Genomic DNA, 23354 nt, shown 5'->3' with positions numbered 1-23354 from the left:
TCCTATTCAATGACACGACGGAAAGGGGGGAGAGAATCGAGTAAAGATTTACCATAACGTTTGCTGACCAACCGTCTGTCTAGAATGGTAATTCGACCATAATCTTGTTCTTTACGTAATAATCGGCCACAACTTTGTATTAGTTTACGCGAAGCGTCAGGAATAGTCAGTTGTAAGAAGGGATTTCCCCCTTTTATTTTAATATATTCAGCATGTGCTTGTTCGATTGGGGAAGTCGGGACGGCAAAAGGGAGTTTAGTGATAATGAGGTTGGTTAAATAATCACCTGGCAAGTCTAATCCTTCAGAGAAGCTACCCGTACCAAATATGGTGCTTTGTTGCTGTTTGTCGCAAAGTTGCTTATGTTTTGACAAAATATCTTGTCTCGAAGCGGTGCCTTGGATGAATAATGGGGTTTTTATTTTAGACTCGATTAACCCCGCTACTTTTTCCATTTGCCAATAAGAGGCAAATAATACGAGGCTTGCCTGCTCATCCTCAATAAGCGTAATAATTTTTGTGGCTAACTCTTCAGTAAAATGTTCATGAGTGGGCTCAGTTTTCATTTGAGGTAAGTACAAGGTGGCATTATTTTCAAAATCAAAGGGAGAATTCATGGCTAAATAGCGACTGCCATCGGTAAGAGATAAACCGACTTGATGCGTAAAATGATTAAAAGTATTGAGTGCTTTTAAGGTGGCACTGCATAATACCACACCGGCTGCTTTTTCCCATAACAAGGACTCGAGCATGAACCCAACTTCAATGGGGGATGAATTAAATAAATAATCGGGTTGTCGACCCGTTAATTGTTCAATCCACCTCGCTTGAGGCGCACCTTTAAGGCTATCTTTTTTTGCCATCATTTTCCACAGTTTCTGTAGATTTTCTAAGCGTTGCAACATAAACCCCGTTTCTGAAAGGAGGGCTTCAGACTGGTGTTTAGCAATGTCACCGTCTTTAATGGCTTCATTGAGCAGTGATAGCATTTTATTAAATTGTTTGAGCGTGTTATTGGACAGTGTTGCGGCATTTTCTGCTTGGATCTGTAAACTTTCTGGTAGGACCCCATGTTCGAACCTGATCCGGTTATCTGGATTGTCAAAACGGGCTGTTTGTGTTTCGCAATATGAGGCTATTTGTGTGAGCTGGGCCGATAAATCACTGATGTGATCTTGCATGGCTTGCGCTGGGGCGATGATATAATTACTCTTGATTTGGTTTTGCAGTTTAGCGCAGGTTTTCTCCATTTTTTCGAGCCAATCAATAGCCCCTCGTAACGTGGCCTGTGCGCTGCTAAAATCTCGAGCAACATTGGGAAGGTGATGGGCTTCGTCAATGATATAAAATAGTGTTTCAGGATCGGGTAGGATGATGCCACCGCCTAATTCTAGATCGGCCAATAATAAACTGTGGTTGGCAATTAACACATCCCAGGTATCGAGGTCTTCTCGGGCTTTGTGAAAAGGGCATTGTCTGTGACTGGCATGTTGCTTGTGGCAACTGTGTTTATCACAGGCGATCTGTTGCCATAAATGATCGGCAATAGGCTGGTTTAGGGTATCTCTCTCACCATTCCATTTTTGTTGATTATATTCATAAAGTAAGGTACTAAGGGTGTCTAATTGACTGGGGTCTGGCTTGGTTTGCCACATGGCCATTTGAGTCGTATTATTATCTTCGACCATCATCGCCAATTTGGATAAACACACATAACGTTGCCTGCCTTTTACCAGTCCGAATTTAAAATCAAGCCCAGATTGCTGTAGAAAAAACGGCAGATCTTTTTGGAGTAATTGTTCTTGTAATGCCACTGTTGCCGTTGCAATACAGACTTTCTTTTTACTGGCGAGAGCCAGTGGAATTGCCCCCAGTAAATAGGCCAGCGACTTACCTATTCCTGTTCCTGCTTCAACAACAATTATGCGTCTGTGTTTATCATATTCACCAGCCAAAGTTTTGGAAATTTCTGCCACAATATAGTTTTGCTCTTTACGAGGACAAAAATGGGGAAGAGAGTCTGCAATACCTTTATAGATAGTACGAATTTGAGTTTTAACATCTGCCGATAACATGATTTCACAAACAAAAGAAATAATGCTGTACATAATAACAGTGAATGCATAGCCTAAGAAGTCTTTAAATGTATTTTATGAGTTTAACTGAATGAGTCTGATGCTAGCTGAGCCTGTGAGCCTTAAGGGGAGGGTGTTAACACGCCAAGCGATACAGATCCGTGATGAATTATTTTTACAATATTTTATACAAACGCACACGGGGGCTAAGCAAGTTTTAGTTAAGAGCGAACATGTGTGTTTTTGCCAAGCAACGGATGTGGAGAGATTATTATCTTTGATGGGGCACCGTAGGGTTAGGGCGCAAGCTATCCCATTAAGTAATTTCCAATTCGAGCCAGTATCAGCCCTTTATTCGTCCTCTTTTCTTTATCACAGGCAATTAATACGTATTGCGAAAGATGCCGATATTGAATTATATGAAGCAGACATAAAAGCTGAGAATCGATTTTTAATGGAGCGTTTTGTCGCATTAGATGTTGAGTTTAGTGGCCATGAACAGACAGTGGCTGAGCAGGGTGATATTTTTGTCGCAAACAGAGCGCGTCAGGCTCAAATAGAATTAGCATTCAAAGCCATTTCATTGGATTTTGAGTGTAGTCCCAATGGGGAACTTTATTCCGTTGGACTTTATGGCAAAACAAATGATCAACATGTCTATCAAAAAGTGTTGATGGTGGGATCTGAGCAGGTTGAGTCACCGGAGTACATTGAGTGGGTTAAAGATGAGGTGATGTTAATTTACCGCTTGATCAGCTGGTTCAATGAGTTTGACCCCGATATTATTATTGGTTGGTCTGTTGTCAATTTTGATTTGGCATTACTGTATAAACGGGCCAAACATCATAATGTTGCGCTAATAATAGGCAGAGAGGGGAGTCTCTTAGAGTGGAAAATCGTCGATAAATACCGGCCTGAAACATTATTATTACCCGGTAGGGTGGTATTAGAAGGCATTGATTGGTTAAAGGCCGCTTTTTATCAATTTGAGCGTTATTCTTTAGATTTTGTTGCGCATGCTTTACTCGGAGAAGGAAAAGCTATTCATCAAGTGGATAACAGACTCGATGAAATAGTGTCTCTTTTTACGCACGATAAAATCGCTCTTGCGCATTACAATATTACTGATAGTCGTCTTGTTTGGGATATTTTTGAAAGAACACAGTTATTTGATTTTGCGATAGAAAGAGCAAGACTCACCGGGTTAGAGTTGGGGCGGGTTGGGGGATCGGTTGCTGCATTTAATCACCTTTATTTACCTCATCTTCATCGTTCAGGTTACGTTGCTCCTTGTATGAAAGATAAGGGTGGCAGAGAAAGTCCAGGTGGCTATGTGATGAACTCTATTCCGGGGCTATATCAACACATTCTGGTATTGGACTTTAAAAGTTTATACCCTTCTATTATTCGCAGTTTTTTAATTGATCCTAAAGGATTAATTGAGGGGATGAAAGAGTCTAAAAATAAGGCCGTCGAGGGTTTTTTAGAGGCGAGTTTTAGTCGGGACAATCCGATTTTACCTCAAATAGTGGCGACACTGGCCATGCAAAGAGAAAAAGCCAAAAAAGAGGGTAATGGGCCGTTATCGCAGGCGATTAAAATTATCATGAATTCATTATATGGCGTTTTAGGTTCAGGAGGGTGTGTCTTTAATGATCCTCGATTAGCAAGTTCAATAACCCTACGGGGTCATGAAATAATGAAACAAACTCGCACTTGGATCCAAGAATATGGTTATCAAGTGATCTATGGTGATACGGATTCTACTTTTGTGTGGTTAGGGGACGAGGTGCCTGATCCTCAATACGATATTGATGAATTGGGCGCGCAATTAGCTAGGATGATAACGGACAAATGGTCAGATAAATTACGACTTGAGTGGCAGTTGGATAGTTTTTTAGAATTAGAATATGAATGTCATTACCAGCATTTTTTTATGCCGACGTTACGCGATTCCACAGAAGGTTCTAAAAAACGTTATGTCGGTGCGATTCAAAGGCCAGATCACTCTCTCAATATGGTATTTAAAGGCATGGAGCAAGTTCGAAGTGACTGGAGTCCGATTGCAAAGCGTGTGCAATATGAACTTTATTTAAGGTTGTTTCAAGGCCAAGATGTTGTTTTGTTCTTGCGAAATACGTTAAATGACTTAACAAGTGAAATGTTAAATTCAGAGTTGGTATTGACTAAACGTTTAAAAAGAAACATTGATGACTACAAAATTAAGTCAGCGCCTCATTTAGACGCGGCTAGAAAGTTATCTTTATTGAGCGGAAATGCCGATTATTTACGAAAAGGCACCAGGGTTGAATATGTCATGACCATAAATGGCGCAGAGCCAGCGGCTTTTAGACAATCAAGAATTGATTTTGATTATTATATTAATAAGCAACTCGCGCCTATTGCTGAACCCGTGCTGACCATTTTGAATAAAAGATTTAGTGAGGTTGCAAGTAATCAGATAATGTTAATTTAAAGTTTGTATTGTTGTGATGTAGATGTTTTGCTGTTCTGTTTTGGTTTTATCACATGATGGCGTATGGTTCCTTTGGTTAACTTGGTGCCGAAATCTCTGTTTTTTGTGATATTCGTCTTTAAGTAGATACTAATTTGTTGCTAACATCGTGAGCAACAAAGGAAGTGAAAAAACAACGGAATGATTAAAATAAGTTAAGTTTTAACAAATTTAATTATACTAAAAACAAATAAGGTTAGGGATCGTATGAAAAAGACTCTAGTTGCATCGGCATTAGCAGCAGTTATTTTTGTTCCATCAGCATCAGCAATTGAAATTTATAAAGATAATGAAAATGCAGTTGGTATTGGTGGTTGGATAGATGCGAAGGTGATCACCACTCAAGGTGAAACGGATGTCTCTAATGGCTCTACTCGTATTAATTTTAATTTTACTCGCCAATTAACCCATGATTGGAAAGCCTTCTCAAAGCTCGAATGGGCCGTTAACATGGTTGGTAACACGAGTGTTTCTTATAAAGACTCTTCCACTGACTCTAGCGGTTTGACTTCGAGCAGTAGTGAATTTTTAACTAATCGCCTCGGTTATGTTGGATTGAGTAATGATACTTATGGTTCTGTCGCGATCGGTAAGCAATGGGGTGTTTGGTATGATGTGGTGTATAACACAAACCTTTTAGGCTGGGATGGGAATACTTCAGGGACTTATTCTTATAACGCCGCTGATGGTTCGGTGAATGGAACGGGGCGCGCCGATAAAGCGGTGCAATATCGAAATGCCTTCGGAGATTTTAGTTTTGCGGTGCAAGCACAACTGAAACAAAATAGTTATGAAACGAATACTGGGACAACGGATAATAGTAGTTTATTTGTGACCTCTCAGAGCGTGCAACAATTGGATTATTATAATACTTACGGTATTTCGATGACTTATCAGTTAACGGATAACATCGTCTTGACAGCAGGTGGTAACCAAGGTGAGTTTGATGCTTGGACGGGTTCAACGTCAGTCACCACGGATTGGACTAAAAATAACTATACCGATTCTATTTATGGTGCGGGTGCCACTTATGGCAACTGGAATGGCGAAGGTTTTTATGCTGCTGCAAACATTAACCAGCAAAGATATCATGATACCGATCCAGCAGGTCGTTTAATACCCGAAGCGGTTGGTTTAGAATCATTGTTTTCGTATAAGTTTGAAAATGGATTGCGTCCGTTAGTGGCCTATAATGTATTGAAAGCTGATAGTAGCTATGGCGATGACTATAGCGGCGATACGTTTAAACGTGAATTCTTAGTGGTTGGGTTACATTATGTTTGGACACCTAAAACCGTGGTTTATATTGAAGCACGTAAAGATTTAAGCGATTCTTCGAGCAGCACTGCATCGACTCAAACTTTAATGAATAATGATGAGAGTGATGCCGTCGCGATTGGCGTACGTTATTACCTATAGTCATAGACTTTATCAACGTGATTGTTATTGGCACCCTTTATAGGGTGCTTTTTACTATCGGTTCAATTATTGCCTTCACGGTGTCATCGTTAATGTCCAATTCAGGGAGGTCCCCTTTCAAGATGCTTATGTGTCCGGCATCTTCGTATAGGCTTGACGAGTGTATCATTTGAAGCCAGTGATCATGATTCGGTGTTTTCAAGATTGTTGTGTCGTTATTCTCGGCTTGGGTTCAAACGTCGCTCTAGTTTCCCCATCGATGGGATGTTATATCGAAAACATCTAATGCCGCTAACGTGTTTTGAAATCCGCACTCTATGAGCCTCTCAGCCATTCCATTATAGGTGTTGCATTGACTTAATGTCATCATCAAGGCGCTTCGAATTAAAAATTTTGGGTGGCTCTGAATTGAGTACTTACTTAGCAGGATGAGTATAACAAGTCTCAGTATGTTCATTGGCTTAACCTTCTCGTTCACTCCTTCAGTCTAATCTTCCAGTTACATCTTCTCACGGCATTGTTCCCAACGACATAGACCTTACTACTATTCATTTTTTGAATTTTAGTTATTTTTGCTAGGTACTTATCATGTTTATTGATTGAAATGCTGCATGTTTAATATGTGGGGGAAGGATAAACTGTATTTAAATATTTTTAACTATAAATCAATTCGTTGTGATGTTATTGCTGCGGAGCGTAACGGTGTCTTACTCATTTAGTTGATTCGAATATTGAGTCGGTAATGAACGTAACTAAAGTGTGATTTTTAAAAGTGTCACTTAGATATTGTTTATTCACATAAGTCTCAATACGACGCAATCATTGTAATTTCAAAAGGTTTTTTTGTTGATTAAATGTTTTTTTTGTGTTTTTATCTGTACCCGATGTATCAGGTGTATCGAATGTAGCCCGAGAAGTTACTTTAAAAAGTCTGAGTCGTTAAAAAAATAAAAAAAGTCTAGGGAGATTGACTATATGTATAAGAATAATTATCTAGCTCGTTCGGTGCACATAGCACTGATCAGTGGTGTTGCAGCGAGTGTATTGAGCGTTCCAGCTGTTTTTGCAGCAGAAGCGGAAGAAAAAGCCGCTAAAGTTGAGCGTATTTCAGTAACCGGCTCACGTATTAAACGCTCAGACATGGAAACTGCCAGTCCTGTGACTGTGATTGATGCATCTGCAATTCAAGCATTGGGTAGTGCTTCTATTGATGGTGTATTGCAGCAGTTAACGGCATCGGGTGGCGGCATGACAAGTGCGACAACCAATAATGGCGGCCGTGGTAATGCGACGGTTAATTTACGTGGTCTAGGCGAAGAGCGCACCCTAGTACTGGTCAATGGTCGTCGTATGATCCCATCGGGGACCGGTGCGACATCGACTGTTGATTTGAATACCATTCCCGTGTCTATGGTAGAACGTATTGAAGTATTGAAAGATGGCGCTTCAGCGACTTACGGCTCAGATGCCATTGCAGGCGTAGTGAATATTATTCTAAAACGTGATTTTGAAGGTTTTCAGTTTAATGCCCAAACAGGCATGACAGAACATGGTGACGGTGATGAAACCATTATCGATGCCACTATCGGTAACAGTTTCGACAAGGGTAACCTTGTGATGAACATCCAATACACTAAACGAGGTGAAACCGGCCAAGCGGATCGTGGCTTCTCTTCTTGCCCCTATGGAGAGGCTGATGGTGGAACTAGCCTCTATTGTGGAGGAAGTGCGACTTCTTTAGGTGGTCATATTCGTGGTGACAAAAACTTCCAGATTAATAAAAGTGGTGTAGATAAATTTGGTAAACCGACTTATCAAGCTGGTGATGCAGGCTTTTACGGTTATTATTATGATGATACTGATGGTAATCTGCAATATGCGTATAATGATGATAGTGCAACTCCTGCTAATTTAAGTGGTCGTGGTGGTACTTATCATAATTACATTGATAGTGGAGAAGGTAATGATAGATTTAACTATAATGAATATAGTTACCTTTACACTCCACTTGAAAGAATTAACTTAACTACATCTGGTACTTACGAGTTATTTGACTCGGTAACTTTCTTTGCCGAAGCGATGTACAGTAAGCGCTGGACTAACCAACAAATGGCGCCAGAGCCAGTAGGTGTTGAATTTGCCTATAATCCTATTGGTGGCAATGGGATCGATATCGATATAGATGGTACTAATTCATATCATCAAGCGGGTTGGATGAGCGCAGATTTCGGAGACTTAGTACAAACGGGTGAGATGGTCGATTATAGTCGTCGTTTATTAGAGTCTGGTACTCGTAACTTTTCACAATCAGTTGATACTATTAGAATTGTTGCCGGTCTCGAAGGTGAGTTCGATAATGGTTGGACTTGGGATTTTGCATTGAATAAAGGGCGTAATGATGCAACCTCAACCACTGAAAACTTGCACAATATGACTGCGATTACAAATGATATCATTTCCGGTTCTTTTGATCCTGTGAAGCAAACCTCATGGTCTGGGGCTAATTTAGCTGAATATAACTATACTGCAGTAGAGAAAACCTACACTGAAATGGATATTTACTCGGCAAACTTGTCAGGTGATATCATGGAGTTGCCAGCTGGAGAACTCGCTTTCGCTACGGGTGTGAGCCATCGTAAAGAATCTGCGGGTAAAACACCGGATCCTATTACAGCACAAGGGCTAGGCAGTGATGATCGTGAAGAAGCCACGTCAGGTTCTTATACCGTCAAAGCGGCATATGTTGAACTGGCGGTGCCATTGTTGAGTGACTTGCCTCTTGCGGAACAAGTGGACTTAAGTGCGGCTATTCGTTACTTTGATTACAACACTTTCGGTGACGATAACACTTGGAAACTAGGGTTAACCTGGAAGGTGAACGATAGCATCATGTTACGCGGTGTACGCTCTACTGCGTTTAGAGCGCCTTCTGTCGATGAATTATATGGCGGTGCAGGTAATTCTTACAGCTTTATATCTCACGCTGCATCTTCATTTAGCCAAGCACAAGTAACGGTTGGTGGCAGTGCGGATCTCAAGCCAGAAGAAGCGAATATCACCACTTTAGGGGTGGTATTACAACCGAGTTTCTTAGAGAATTTCTCGGCAACAGTTGATTACTTTGATATTGATATCACTAATGCGATCACTGAACTTGATGCTGATTATATTGCTAATTTATGTGTGAGTGATAGTGGTCAATTGCAAAATACAAATGATGTTGTTTGTCAAGATGCTGGAGTGCGGGTTGGTACTGATACCCGTATTATTTTTGATAATCGTTTAAGAAATGTGGGTGGAGAAAGTACCACAGGTTTTGATATCAACATGGCTTACACCTTTGAAGGGTTGGGTCTTGATTGGAGAATCAATTCAGATACGACGATTATTACTTCATATGAAACAACCGATCAAAACGGTACTGTGACCGATTATGCGGGTAAAATTACCAGTTCAAGCGATATCGGTGGTTATGCAAAATACAAGTCTAATTTAGACTTGAGAACGGCGGGTGATGATTGGAGTGCAACGTACCAGATCCGTTACATCGATGGTATGGAATCAATGTCGGGTGCTTGTGATACAGGGTGTTATGGCGCAGAAACCGATGCAGTTTTCTATCATAATCTGTCAGGTACTTACATCCTTAACGAAACCGTTTCGTTTGGTGCCGGTGTAAACAATTTATTTGACCAAGAGCCTGAATATTATACAGGTTACAACTCGGCTAATACTTCACCTGGAATTTATGACGTGCTTGGTCGTTACTATTACCTAAGAGGGACAGTAAGATTCTAATCTTGCCGTCATCTTAATAGCTTAATAGTTACTTAAAACGTCGCCTAGTGCGGCGTTTTTTTTATGGCTGAGATTTGCTAATATTAGTCATATGAAACTTAAATATTGTCAATGTGTTGTTGAATAATTAAGCAATCAAACTTAAGCCATGACGAATGATCAAAGTGACGATTTATGCTGTTTTTAATATGAGTTTCTATTATTGATAAGGTGATGTTAATGTGAATACTGAGTTGAGACTAACGTAAAGAGCCATATCTAAGGCTTATAGATTAATGTTAAAAAGACAATGGCATAATGTGCCGAGTATAAGAGATTACCCAAAATAGTTAGTTATAATGAGTGAGTGAAATGGATAAAATGGTGCAGCTTATTACTGAGAACTAGCCAGTTATATAAACGATATTATGAGATGTTTTTGATGGTAGGCGAGTTATTTGTGTGAATAAAATTATAATAGCGATATCCATGAATATTGAGTGTGACTTTTTATTTTTTGAAGAGCAAGCCTATGTATTATCAGTGTCGTTATGACTATATGTTATTGTTTGAATATTCTCTTGAAACACATTTAATTCACTAAAAAATCCAAGATGTAATTATAAATATCTATTGAGTCATGATTTATTTTTAAAATTGAATATAAAGGAGGGCGTTCTTAATGTAATAGAGTTGTTCAGCGTGACCATATGATATTTATTTAACGGGCCATAAATGAAATCACTATTTATTACTAATACTTTAATGTGATTATTTTAAAGTAAATAATCACAAGGTGTTAATGTGACGGTTAATGGTCATGTTTATATAATTGCTATTTTATTCAGTTTCCTACCATTTTAACGTTGATATTTAAAATTAATTTTATTATTTCCCCTTTTAAATTATTGACAAAGTCATTTGGCAAATGTTAATTATATGTTTGTTTTGTGTTTGGAATTCAATTTTAACGTTCACTAATAAAAAGCCTTTATTTATTATCTAATTATTTTTAGTAACACTCATTACTCAATGTTATTTAAGAATAATTGCAGTAGATGATTATGGAAAATAACATATAAAATCATGGAGATTGATGATGTTTCATAAAAAAACAATAACACAAGTTGTGAGACTCGCTTTAATGGGCGGAGCCGCCGCCAGCGCATTGGCTATGCCTTTCGCATCCGCAGTAACAGAAGAAGAGCATGATGTGGATCCGGTAGAGCGTATATCGGTAACGGGTACGCGGATCATGCGAGCCAATAACGTGACAACCAGTCCTATTTTAGCGATTAGTGCTGCTGAGATAAAAGCCACGGGTATTACTCGTATTGAAGATTATTTAAATGAGATGCCCCAAATTGTCGCTGCTCAAAACTCCACCGTTGCTAATGGTTCAGATGGTACAGCGACAGTTGATTTACGCGGATTAGGGGACAATAGAACTTTAGTTTTAGTTAATGGTCGCCGTCTACCTGCTGGCTCAGTTGGTGGCAGCTCTGCTGCTGATTTAAACAATATTCCCACTAATATGATTGAAAGAGTCGAAATTTTAACGGGTGGTTCATCGGCAACATATGGTGCCGATGCGGTCGCGGGGGTGGTTAACTTTATTTTAAAGAGAGACTTTGAAGGTTTCGAGTTTGATTATCAATATAGCTTCTATCAGCATGATAATAACGATAATTATATGCAAAACCTGATCACTAGTGCAGGTTATGAGGTCGAGACAGGTAATGTGACCGATGGTGACACCGATAACTTCTCTATGCGTTTGGGCGCAAATTCCGCTGATGGTAATGGTAATGTGACCATGTATGCACTTTATCGTAAAGTGGATGCAGTCTTGAATGGTAACCGTGATTACAGTGGTTGTGCTCTTGGTGGTACTTACAGTGCGAAAGAATGTGCTGGCTCTGCAACGAGCCCTTCAGGTACTTTTACCAGTGATTTTGAGACGTATTATACGGTTTCAGGTAATGAATTTGTTGAAGGCTTAAGTTTATATAATTATGGTCCGCTGAATTATTATCAACGACCCGACGAAAATAAATTATTGGGCGCGACCGGTTTTTATGAAATTAATGAGCATGCCGAAGTGTATGCCGAAGTGAGCATGATGGATGACAGAACGGTTGCTCAGATTGCCCCATCGGGTGATTTTTTTGCCACCAGTACCATTAATTGCGATAACTCTATGATGACGACTGCTCAGCAGAGTCTTTTTTGTACCGACCCTGGTACGGCGACTACTGCAGATATGTATATTGGTCGACGTAATGTGGAAGGAGGACCCAGACAAGATGATATTAGGCATACCACTTATCGTGGAGTGTTAGGGGTTCGCGGCAATATTAATGATGAGTGGTCATATGATGCCTTTGCAAACTATGGCACGGTGAGTTATGTCGAAACTTATTACAACGATATGTCTAATACCCGTATAGCCAGAGCGCTCGATGTGGTGTCGGTGGATGGCGTCGATACGTGTCAATCGGCTGTGGATGGTTATGATACGGATTGTGTACCATGGGATATATTCACCGAAGGTGGCGTGACTCAAGCGGCGATTGATTATTTAGTATTGCCATTATATTCTCGCGGTGATAATGAAACCATTCAACTCAGTAGCTATGTTTATGGTGATATGACCGATGCGGGTTGGACGTTACCGACTGCATCGACTGGTCTAGCGATTGTCGGGGGTTTAGAGTATCGCAGTGAAAGTGTGGATTATTCACCAGACGCTAATTATCAAAGTGGTGATGGAGCCGGTCAGGGTGGGCCGTCAACGGCATTATCCGGTAGCTATCATGTGATGGATTATTACGTGGAAGCAAACTTACCGATTTTAGAAGATAAATTTTTAGCCGAAGAGCTGGTTTTTGAAGGGGCTTATCGTTTTTCTGATTATTCAACCGATAATCAAACTAATACCTATAAATTAGGTCTCAACTGGAAATTGAATGATCAAGTTCGGGTTCGTGCCAGTTTGCAACATGCCGTGCGATCGCCTAACTTAGATGAGCTCTATTCGGCAAATGGGTTAGTGTTATTCAATTGGACGAGTGATCCTTGCTCAACGTCATCACCACAATATTCAGAAGCACAATGTGCCTCAACAGGGGTGACATCGGCTCAATACGGTAGTGTTCCTGAAAGTCCAGCGGGGCAATATAACCAATATGCGGGTGGTAATACGGCATTGGATCCTGAAAGCTCAAATACGGTAGCGATTGGACTCATCTTAACGCCTGAATTTTTAGAAAACTTCTCTATCTCTTTCGATTATTTCGATATCAGCATTGATGATGCAATTGATGAAGTGGCTCCTGCCGATATCGTGGAGTTATGTGCTGTTGAATCAAATGCTGAGATGTGTTCTTACATTCATCGTAATACGACCACGGGTGATTTATGGGTAGGGAGTACTTCAACCAGTGGTTATGTGACTTCAACTTATATTAATACGGGTAATTTAAGCACCAAAGGGGTTGATACGGATATTAACTACTTGTATGAAACGGGTATGGGGGATGTGCGCTTTAATTTATTGGGCACCTATTTAGACTCTTACACTATTCAGAATATTACTGGTGGCACTAAAATAGAATGTGCGGGTGAATGGGATCGCAGTACTTGTGAGGCTGTAAGACCGAAATGGCGTCATGTAATGAGCACGACTTGGGCGACGCCTTGGGATGTGAATTTGACGGGGCGCTGGCGTTATATTGGCGAAGCTGATGAGCGTGAAAATGCGGATAATGATCCTATGAATTATGATGCGGTCAATTATATCGATTTATCGGGCAGCTGGCAGGCGACAGAATACTTGAATTTCCAATTAGGTGTGAACAATGTGTTCGATAAAACGCCGCAAGTGATGACCGATGGACCCGCGGGCGAGAGTAATGGTAATACTTGGGGTGGCTTATATGATGTCCTCGGTCGCTATATCTATATCGGTGGAACGGTTGTTTTCTAGATAATGATTGAATAAGTTATCTGTTAACTCAGTATTGATATTCGTCAAACCTTAAGACGTTTATTTAATAAGATTGAGCTCTGGTTTACACACGTCGAACATGAAAATGTTTGGCGTTTTTTTTATATTATCATTGGGGTTGTGATTTTATCTATGATGAATAGAGTATAAAATAAGCCTATGTATCAGTTGACCAAAAAGCTTGATGTCTGAGAACTACCACTGACAGAAGCGATTTTTGTTAAATAATTGTTTGTTCTAGGTAAGGTAGTCATCGGAAGATATTTGACTGTTGATTGATATGAATAGATTATGGCCCCCCAAGTCAGGTGACTATATCTTTTATTTTTTCTGGGGGGCATTTTAAACAGACCGATTAGTTTGAGGTACTATCAAATGTGTTGTTAACATTAACCTGTTTCTTACCATTTTTTCTTTGGCTGAAATAGCACGTCAATATCATCATTATCCCTTCTAGATTTGACTGTCTGAGTACTTTTTTGCTCGCCCATTATCTCGTTTAGTATACTTTTAGCTTCATCCACTTTCTGAGTGATAAACGGATCATTAGGTGTTTGGGCTTTGATGGTGTGCAAGGTGGATAGCGCTTTGGTGATCATTTGCTTGGCTGAGCCATATTGTTTGATATAGCTGGCGGCGCGACCTCTTGATAACATGGAGTCAACATTTATGCGTAATTGTAGACTATCAATGTAGCTTTCTTCTTGAATAAAAAGCTGAGGATCCACTTTGCCTTTATTATGCTCAGATCTGAGTATGGCTTTCATCTTTTTGAGCATTTGTACTAAGACTAAAACGTGCTTATCTTGCTCTGGTAATTGAAACGCTTCTATGGGGGGAAAAGGGGTCATCGTTTCTTTCAAAACCTGAATTTTCTGGTTTAAATCCAGTGAACGTCGTTCATACTCGGTATGCATTTTTGGTGTTAAATGCATAGCGATTTGCAGTGCTTCCTGTATTCTGTTATATAAAATCAATAACATATGAGAAGAGTTTGGGATTAAACTGATATGAGATAAAACGTCATCCGTTTCATCAATGATGGCACGTTGGCGAGCAAGTTCAGTACGCTTTTCAGCTTCTGCTTTCGCTTTTTGTTGCTGTATGACATTTATTCCTATTACCAATAAAAGCAGTGCACCAATTAAAATCAACACCAAAGTAAATATCATAAACGTATCCATTTAATAATAATTGGTGCAATATTACTACATATCAATACGCTAGGGTAGCAATCGATACAGGATATTATGCAGATCTTAGGTGTATTTATTGCTCTCTATGATATATTCCTATTTGATTTAATTATCTAGGTAGACTATAACCAATTAATATAATTAAATGCCGATTGAGCCAGCTGTTCTGGCTGTATATGACGAGCGAATTGAAGGAAAAAAGATGAAACTGCAGCAACTTAGATATATTGCAGAAGTCGTAAATCATAACCTGAATGTTTCTGCTACAGCAGAAAATTTGTATACGTCACAGCCTGGCATAAGCAAGCAGGTTCGTATGCTAGAAGATGAGCTGGGTATTCAAATATTTGGCCGTAGTGGTAAGCATTTAACCCATGTTACACCTGCTGGCTCTCAAGTGATTGCTATTGCTAATGATATATTGGGTAAAGTTGAAAGCATCAAAAAGGTGGCCGAAGAGTACACTAAGCCTGATCAAGGTGAGCTTAATATTGCCACAACGGATACACAAGCAAGGTATGCTTTACCCCACATAATTAGAGGGTTTATTAAGCGTTATCCAAAAGTTAATTTGCATATGCATCAGGGAACACCTTCACAGATCAGCGAATTAGCGGCCCGAGGGGATGCGGATTTTGCGATTGCGACTGAAGCCATGCATTTGTATTCTGATCTTATTATGCTGCCTTGTTATCATTGGAACCGCTCTATTGTGGTGACGAGAGATCATCCTTTAGCTGCGCGCAGTCAAATTACCATTGAAGATCTCGGTAAGTTTCCACTTGTGACTTATGTGTTTGGTTTTGATCGGGCATCTGAAATTGAAAAATCGTTTAACCGTGCAGGTTTAGAACCAAGAGTGGTCTTTAGTGCCACCAGTGCCGATGTGCTAAAAACCTATGTTAGATTAGGATTAGGCGTCGGGGTGATAGCCTCAATGGCAATGGATGAAGAGATGGATAAAGACTTGGTCGCAATTGATGCGAGTCATTTGTTTGCCCACAGTACAACGAAGATTGGGTTTAGAAAAGGTAATTTCCTAAGAACGTACATGTATGAATTTATTGAGCATTTCGCTCCTCATTTGACACGAGATACCATTGAGAAAGCCGTTGGGTTACGGGATCCTCAACAGATTGAAGCGATGTTTGCCAATATGGATTTACCGGTAAGATAGGCTTTCAAGCAATGATTTGAAGCGATTATTAATCGTGCTTTAACAAACAACACCGACATGCCAGTCGGTGTTGTGTTATACCCAAGTTCATCAAGTGAATACTCAATATTTTAAACGCTAAGTCAATACTCGCGTTGTGACAATTCCTCATTAAAAATAAATGATTATAACTAACAATTTGGGGCTGCTGAACTTTGGTGATGATTTCTGCAGTAGTTTGCGGGTTCTTTATACAAGGCAGAGCTTGTGTTGTGTAGTTGTTCTCGACTTGGGTTCAAACGTCGATCTATCTTCCCCATCCATGCGGGCGACCATAACTAAGCTATAACACAGTAGCAAGAAGCCACAAACACTGTCCTCATTCTTTTATAAAGCAGGATCCGGTTAAACGTGTTTTTTCTTTGTTGTAAAAAATTTGCTTAGAAGGCTAGGCGACATTCTCTACGCCGTGATTAAAACACGTTTATTTCGGACAGAATTTAATCACGAAAGATCAACAGCCCCTAGGCTATTGGAATAAAGCCATTAGCACTCAACAATATTGACGGCTAAGCCGCCTTTGGCGGTTTCTTTATATTTACTGCGCATATCTTGCCCAGTATCCATCATGGTTTTAATGACTTTATCTAAAGTGACTTTATGGTTACCGTCGCCTCTGAGTGCCATCCTTGAGGCATTAATGGCTTTAACGGCACCCATAGCATTACGTTCAATACAAGGGACTTGTACGAGCCCGCCAACGGGATCACAAGTCAATCCCAGATTATGTTCCATACCTATTTCGGCTGCATTTTCGACATGCTCAACCGTACCGCCCATTATTTCAGTCAAAGCCGCTGCGGCCATGGAGCAGGCAACACCGACTTCACCTTGGCAGCCGACTTCTGCACCCGAAATGGAGGCATTCTTTTTATAAAGAATGCCAATCGCTGCCGCGGTTAATAAGTAGCGACAACAAACGTCCATATCTACAGGTTGAACAAAGGCATCATAATAGCTTAAAACGGCAGGAATAATACCAGCAGCACCATTCGTTGGGGCGGTGACAACGCGATCGCCTGCGGCATTTTGCTCATTGACTGAAAGGGCATAAAGGTCAACCCAATCCAATGCGGTTAAAGGATCGGTGTTGTGTTTACCTTCTGCTTTTAAGCGACGATACATCGAAGGCGCACGCCGCCTTAGTTTCAAGCCACCGGGTAAAATGCCTTCTTTTTGATAACCCCGCTCAATGCAGTTTCTCATGGTTTGCCAGATGTGCCAAAGTTGGCTTTTAATATCCTCTTCACTGCGAATGCTGAGTTCATTTTGCATCATCAATGCAGAGATGCTAAAACCATGCTCAGTGCATGAAGTTAATAATTGAGCTGCCGAGTTGAAATCAAAGGGGGCTGATTTGATGGGCACTGCGGGTGAGGCGTCTTGGGCTTTAATTTCATCTTCATCTAAAATAAAACCCCCTCCTACGGAGTAATAAGTGCGGGAGTAGAGGCATTGCCCTTTTGCGTAAGCATATAATGTCATGGCGTTAGCGTGAGCGGGAAGTGTTTTACGGCGATGAAAGGTAATGCCACTTTCACGAGTAAAAGTTACCGTTTGACCCGTGGTTAATGTAAGTGATTGAGTATCAAGTGCTTTTTTTAACGTGGCGTCGATAATATCGGTATTAACGGTGTCAGGTGCTTCACTCATTAGTCCTAAGATCACAGCTTTATCGGTGCCATGGCCTCTACCTGTTTGTCCTAGAGATCCAAAGAGTTCTGCACGTAATTCATCCGTTGCTTCAAGAAGGTTTTTTTCAATGAGTGCATTAATAAAAACATTGCCCGCTTTCATGGGGCCAACGGTGTGGGAGCTCGATGGCCCTATACCAATTTTGAACATATCAAATACACTGATCATGTAAAAATACCTTAATTTATTTGAGTGACTTGACTCGTGGCACTGGATAGAAGCGTTGATCCAATGCACAAATAATGAAGAGCCGATGGGTTTGTTCGTTATCCCCAAACGTGCTGGTTTGAGGGTAACATTAAAGAATGCTAAAAAAGTATCCCACATTTTGTTAATGAGCCAAGCATTATATTTTTTATATTGCTACTTTTGGTATTAGAAAAATTAATGCTTAGGGCATTTATAAATGCGGTTTAATTATTTATCTGTTTAAGATTGACATAATAATATGTTATTAATCATTAGCTAAAATAATAAGGAAATCGTTTGGGATCCTTTTAGAATGAATGATTTGATGTTTCATTATTTGGAGTAAATGTGAGTTATTTGATGTTGGATTTATCGTCGACTCAATTATCAGCTACTGAGTCTGCGAAAATAATAAACCCCAAAGTGGGAGGGGTGATCCTGTTTAGCCGCAATTTTGCGGATCGCAGCCAGTTAATTGAATTAGTGCTATCGATACGGCGGTTGCGCCCAGAGCTATTGATTGCGGTTGATCATGAAGGGGGAAGAGTACAGCGCTTTAGAGAAGGTTTTACAGCGATACCTGCCATGGGACATATTTTGTTAGCGGCAGAGCATGATCTGTCCGTAGCGAACATATGGGCACGGGAGCTGGGATTTTTGATGGCCATTGAATTATTGGCCTGTGATATTGATTTAAGTTTTGCGCCTGTATTGGATGTAAATGGGATCAGCGAAGTGATAGGGCTGAGAAGTTTCAGTCCAGATCCCAAAGAAGTGAGCGTATTAGCTGAACAGTTTATTCTCGGGATGGAGCAAGCTGGAATGGCGGCAGTGGGGAAGCATTTCCCCGGTCATGGCAGTGTTGCTGCTGATTCTCATATTGCTAAGCCTGTCGATCATAGAGATGAGGCGACAATTGAGCAATTTGATATGCTGCCTTTTAAAGAACTGATTGCTAAAAATTGTTTGCAAGGGATCATGCCTGCACATGTGATTTATCCCAAGGTAGACCCTGCTCCGGCAGGCTTTTCATCTTATTGGCTTTACACCGTATTGCGAGAAAAATTAGGCTTTGATGGGGTGATTTTTTCAGATGATTTAGGCATGAAAGGCGCATCCATCGTGGGTGATTATTGTCAACGTGCAAAGGCCGCATTAGAAGCGGGCTGTAATATGATTTTAGTCTGTAATGATCCCCTAGGCGTTGAAGACATTTTAGCCCATTTTGAATGGCCAATATCGGATAATAATCCTAGCCATAATGCGTTAAGTCTACAATCAAGAAAGCAGCAAATGATGATGAGTTTAGAAAACCTTCAACGTTGGCAAGCTGCGAAGGTGATTGCAGAAAATGTCATTGAAGCTAATCGTTAATATTAAAGGCATAGGCTGTGGTGCATATGCCTTGTTTAATTTTCTATAGTGTGAATGAATTACGCGCAGCGGCTGTTTAAGTATTCAACAATCGTTGATGACTCATACATCCAGCGTACTTCATTTGCTTCTTCAATTCGTAAACAGGGTACTTTTACTTTTCCGCCTTCATTGAGCAATGTTTGTTTGTGCTCAGGCTGTTTTGCTTCAAGGGTTTTTAAATTGAGTCCTTGTCTGCGTGCCGCCCGCCTGACTTTGACACAAAAAGGACAAGCCTTATATTCAAATAAAGTAAAATGCTGTGTTATGTCATCAATTTTTTGTTGTTCTTCTGTTGAGCGCTGACGTTTTTTAGGCGTAAAAATAAAATTCAACAGCAAGATAATACGGCCTAATAGCCAACGTATCATAAACATGATGGTCCTTAAGTAGAATAAAATCGCCGAGAGTTTAACCTAAGGCTCGAAAGGATCAAAGCCTTAGATTATGCCCTTTATTTTCTTGGGGGATGATTTAAGGTGAGTGATGGCTTTATGCCACTATTTTATTTAACGATTAGCTGAACAGTGAGCTGTGCTTGAGGGGTTAAAGTTTGCTTGTTGGCAAGAGATATTCTATTTGATGTAATTTGACCTTGTTTGACTAAGAAGTCTTTTACTTTTTGTCGTCTTGATTGCGTCAGTGTGTGTATTGCTTTTTGAGGGAGAATCTGTAACTCAAGGCTTTTATTATAAAGAGTCTGATGCCATTGCTGTTGTTTTTGTTCTTTGATGGGGCTGTTTTCATTTTCACCCGCAGGGAGATATTTTAATAATAATGCTTCTTTGTTGGACGCTTGTTCATAAATTTGGACGAGTGCTGCAGATAGCGCTGGATTGTCGGTATAGCTTGTGATGGCTGTTAAATTGACGCCTTGTAAATCGATATTGGTCATATTGGCTATTTTTTCATGTAATTGTTTTTCTGAGAGCGCTTTTTTATCCAAATGTTGTTTGTCTGTATGAGTAATCGCCACCGTTAATTTTGGCCGTTGACGTAGCCCACTTGCCAATTGAGATAGTACTTGAGTTTGTTTTGATGAAAGTTGCTCGTTTGCCGCTTCAAAATAAAGGCTGTCGAGTGCTTCTTCTGTTGCCAGTAATGAAGAGAGTAATCTAAAGGGGGCACTGATCGTTTTTGTGATTAATTGGATAAAGGTACTGTTAAGTAAATGGGTAATATTAAATTGAGGGGAATTAAGATCTCCTGATACAGGCAAGTCTAATGTGATAACACCTTGGCTATCTTCAAGTAAAGCAATAGCTAAGGGTAAGGGAAGAGAAAGTTCACTGTTACTATTACTGTTATTACTTAAGGCTATTTGTTCAATGATAACATGATTTCTTCCGGTTAACTGTTGATCTTTAACGTGATAGCTTGCCTCCATTGACATTAAACCTTGATCAATATCATAACCGACATAATGTCCTGCATAAGGAGAAATCGGAGGAAGAGGGAATTGCTGAATATTCAGTGTAAATTGAGTGTTTGGCTGAGTGGAGAAGGGCGCTATTTCTCCTTTAAGTGTTATCGGAGCATGATGGTTAATATTAGCTGTAAACTCAAAAGGTGCCATTGGGTTTTCATGAGAGTTTATTTTTTTTATCGTGCCATTGATATTGGTAATCGAGCTCTTAAAGGCAGGAGATAAAGCATGATCTTCAAAATGACTGCTCGCCTCATTAATATTAATCTGATTAATTTTCACATTAAGTTTCTCTGCTTGTTTTGGCGTCGGTGGAGAGGTTGTCTGAGCACTTCCTACGGGCGTAGGTGACTTTGAAGCCGTATTAACGGAAGTGGCCTGAGAATGCTCAGTATTGCGATGGTTTATAAGATGACGCGTACTATCATGTTTATCATCGGGGATGAATATGGCATTGTCACTTACCATTGTCGGTGTATTGAACAGTGAGTCAATATTGAACAGACCATCATTCATGCGAATGAGGTTTGTTTTAGCCTGATGAATATTAATTTCTTTAATTAATATCTTGCTTGTTTCTTGATTCAATTCAAGACTGGGGATCGTGATTGACTTCCAAGAGATTAACCTTGCTTTTTTTGGTGCGTTAAGGGAAAAATCATTGACCTTAACGTTTCCTTTAAAGTGTACTTGTTGCTGCTGATTTAAGGCTAATGTCCCATGAGCGTTGAGCGAACCCTTGATTTCATCAAAATTGAGGTATTTGTCTAGATAGGGCTTAAACTGGAACAGCTGTAATGTGGATAAGTTTAGTGCTGAGACACTGGATAAATCTTGTAAATTGATTTCCCCTTTGGCGCTGATGTCTCCATGTTGATTAATGGAAAACGATGCGGAGTAATCGACGGGATGACTGAAAGAAGAGTCGATTGGGCCTGTGGCAAAGTGAATGTTGGCAAATTGCCATAATTGCGGAGAAGACAGCAGTGACTCCGTAATATTGAGCTGGGCTTGCTCAATTTGTGTTGCATTGAGGTTTATAAGCCAATTAGCTTCTGTGTGTATGTTATTTTTATTACTCTGTGGATGATTAAGGGCGTGAGGAGTGATGAATTCGATGATATCCAGACCTTGTGCATTAATATTGGCATGGATATTCAGAGATTGACTTAACAGTTTTTTGATATTAATTCTTTTATTGTGAGCATCAATATCCAAGCCTTTTATTTCCATTAAAGGAAACGACAGAAAATGTGTTTTTTCATGGGATAAAATGAGATCTTTAATGCTTATTTCGGCATTGTTAAGATACATATGTAGGAAGGGAGCACTGTTATTGTTTTTTTGATTTTGAGATGAAAATAGGTGATAGTTTGCGCGGCTATCTAATTGCCCTTGTTGTAATTGGGCTGGAAATTCATCTGCAATGACTTCCCACACCAGCGGCAATGATAAATCTTCTATTATGACTTGGCCTTTTAAGTCGAATGGAAATAATTGTAATTGCCCATTGGTGGTAATTTTCCCACCATTTTCTCCGACTAAATCGATCTGATAAGTATTCAATGCTTCGGGATTGCCATCTTTGATTTTTATCTGTGAATCTAATGCATTAAGAGAAAGGTTAATATCGTGGTAGTGAAGGCTACGCTGATTGATAGTATCAATGAAATGGGCCTGAGCATTTTTGATACTGATATGATTAGCGATCAGTTGAGGTAAGGCTGAAGCAGAGTCTTCACTATTTGCCCCTGATGGCGATCCCTCTATTTGATTTTTTGTGGCAAGATTGTCGAGTATGTCGGAGAAGTTAAAAGTGGGATTGGGAGAGTTTGATAAACGAGTGATATTGACAAAGGGCTCAGTTAGAGTCACATCTGAAATTGCTATCGCTTGATTGAAAATAGAATGCCAAAATTGAAAAGTAAAATCTAAGCGTTTAAAACCAATAAAGTCAGTACCATTTTGTCCTTGTATTGAAAGTTCATCTATTTGTGTGTGTAAATTAACCGGGTTAATAGAGATATGCGTGATATGTGTTGGGCGCTTTAACCAAGTTTGAAGGTGAGCGGGAGCGTAAGATTTTAAAAGGTGAGGTAGGATAAAGCCAATTGACAGCGATAGCAATAAATACAGTAAGCTAAAAAGTAACAGCAGGCGGTATAGGGCTTTTCGTTTTAATCGGTGCTCCAATCCATTTTTATTGGTGAGTGATCTGGCTGGCATTTTCCTTCCTAGGTTCTAGGGGGCTTGATCTTTCGTGGTTAAATGATGTCCGGAATAAACGCGTTTTAATCGCGGCGTAAAGTATGTTGCCTAGGGGGCGTTGACAATTACGCTAACCAAATCATAGAAGCAGCTAATTGAAGCGTCCCTAAATAGTACTTAGCCTTTCTCTCATAGCGCGTAGCCACTCTACGGAAC

At 40.0% G+C, this 23354-nt stretch carries 11 protein-coding genes; 6 read left to right on the top strand and 5 right to left on the bottom strand.

Annotated features, from left to right (window positions below):
- Positions 1–2 precede the first annotated feature (2 nt).
- The gene (dinG, locus tag L2764_RS05300; protein WP_248939231.1) at positions 3–2075 is read right to left on the bottom strand and encodes an ATP-dependent DNA helicase DinG; all 2073 of its coding nucleotides are present in this window, start codon (positions 2073–2075) and stop codon (positions 3–5) included.
- A 91-nt stretch (positions 2076–2166) separates the two neighbouring features.
- On the opposite strand from dinG, the gene L2764_RS05295 reads away from it, so the two are divergent.
- The 4 genes from L2764_RS05295 to L2764_RS05280 all read left to right on the top strand — a co-directional run bounded on the left by L2764_RS05295 (position 2167) and on the right by L2764_RS05280 (position 13774).
- Positions 2167–4551, top strand: coding sequence for a DNA polymerase II (locus L2764_RS05295; protein ID WP_248939198.1), 2385 nt, complete (start codon positions 2167–2169; stop codon positions 4549–4551).
- A gap of 246 nt (positions 4552–4797) precedes the next feature.
- A complete protein-coding gene (locus L2764_RS05290; protein WP_248939197.1) occupies positions 4798–6009 on the top strand; it encodes a porin in 1212 nt (403 codons plus the stop codon).
- Between the two features lie 975 nt (positions 6010–6984).
- Positions 6985–9807, top strand: a complete 2823-nt coding sequence (locus L2764_RS05285) for a TonB-dependent receptor domain-containing protein (RefSeq protein ID WP_248939196.1) — start codon at positions 6985–6987, stop codon at positions 9805–9807.
- A 1075-nt stretch (positions 9808–10882) separates the two neighbouring features.
- A complete protein-coding gene (locus tag L2764_RS05280) occupies positions 10883–13774 on the top strand; it encodes a TonB-dependent receptor domain-containing protein (RefSeq protein ID WP_248939195.1) in 2892 nt (963 codons plus the stop codon).
- 422 nt (positions 13775–14196) lie between these two features.
- Here L2764_RS05280 and L2764_RS05275 read toward each other — a convergent pair whose 3' ends face one another.
- Positions 14197–14967, bottom strand: a complete 771-nt coding sequence (locus L2764_RS05275; RefSeq protein WP_248939194.1) for a hypothetical protein — start codon at positions 14965–14967, stop codon at positions 14197–14199.
- A gap of 226 nt (positions 14968–15193) precedes the next feature.
- On the opposite strand from L2764_RS05275, the gene cysB reads away from it, so the two are divergent.
- Positions 15194–16168, top strand: coding sequence for an HTH-type transcriptional regulator CysB (gene cysB / locus L2764_RS05270; protein WP_248939193.1), 975 nt, complete (start codon positions 15194–15196; stop codon positions 16166–16168).
- 525 nt (positions 16169–16693) lie between these two features.
- Here cysB and L2764_RS05265 read toward each other — a convergent pair.
- Positions 16694–18070, bottom strand: a complete 1377-nt coding sequence (locus L2764_RS05265; RefSeq protein WP_248939192.1) for an L-serine ammonia-lyase — start codon at positions 18068–18070, stop codon at positions 16694–16696.
- A 369-nt stretch (positions 18071–18439) separates the two neighbouring features.
- On the opposite strand from L2764_RS05265, the gene nagZ reads away from it, so the two are divergent.
- A complete protein-coding gene (gene nagZ, locus L2764_RS05260) occupies positions 18440–19465 on the top strand; it encodes a beta-N-acetylhexosaminidase (RefSeq protein WP_248939191.1) in 1026 nt (341 codons plus the stop codon).
- Between the two features lie 59 nt (positions 19466–19524).
- Here the strand turns inward: nagZ and L2764_RS05255 are convergent, their stop codons facing one another.
- Both L2764_RS05255 and L2764_RS05250 read right to left on the bottom strand, forming a co-directional pair.
- Complete coding sequence (locus L2764_RS05255; protein WP_248939190.1) at positions 19525–19881, bottom strand: glutathione S-transferase N-terminal domain-containing protein; 357 nt, start codon at positions 19879–19881, stop codon at positions 19525–19527.
- A 128-nt stretch (positions 19882–20009) separates the two neighbouring features.
- Positions 20010–23156 carry a DUF748 domain-containing protein gene (locus tag L2764_RS05250; RefSeq protein WP_248939189.1) on the bottom strand — a complete coding sequence of 1049 codons (3147 nt, stop codon included), beginning with the start codon at positions 23154–23156 and terminating at the stop codon, positions 20010–20012.
- Between the last annotated feature and the right edge of the window lie 198 nt (positions 23157–23354).

The organism is Shewanella surugensis (genome assembly GCF_023284005.1).
Classification (GTDB): Bacteria; Pseudomonadota; Gammaproteobacteria; order Enterobacterales; family Shewanellaceae; genus Shewanella; species Shewanella surugensis.
This window is presented reverse-complemented; position numbering and strand designations above follow the sequence as displayed.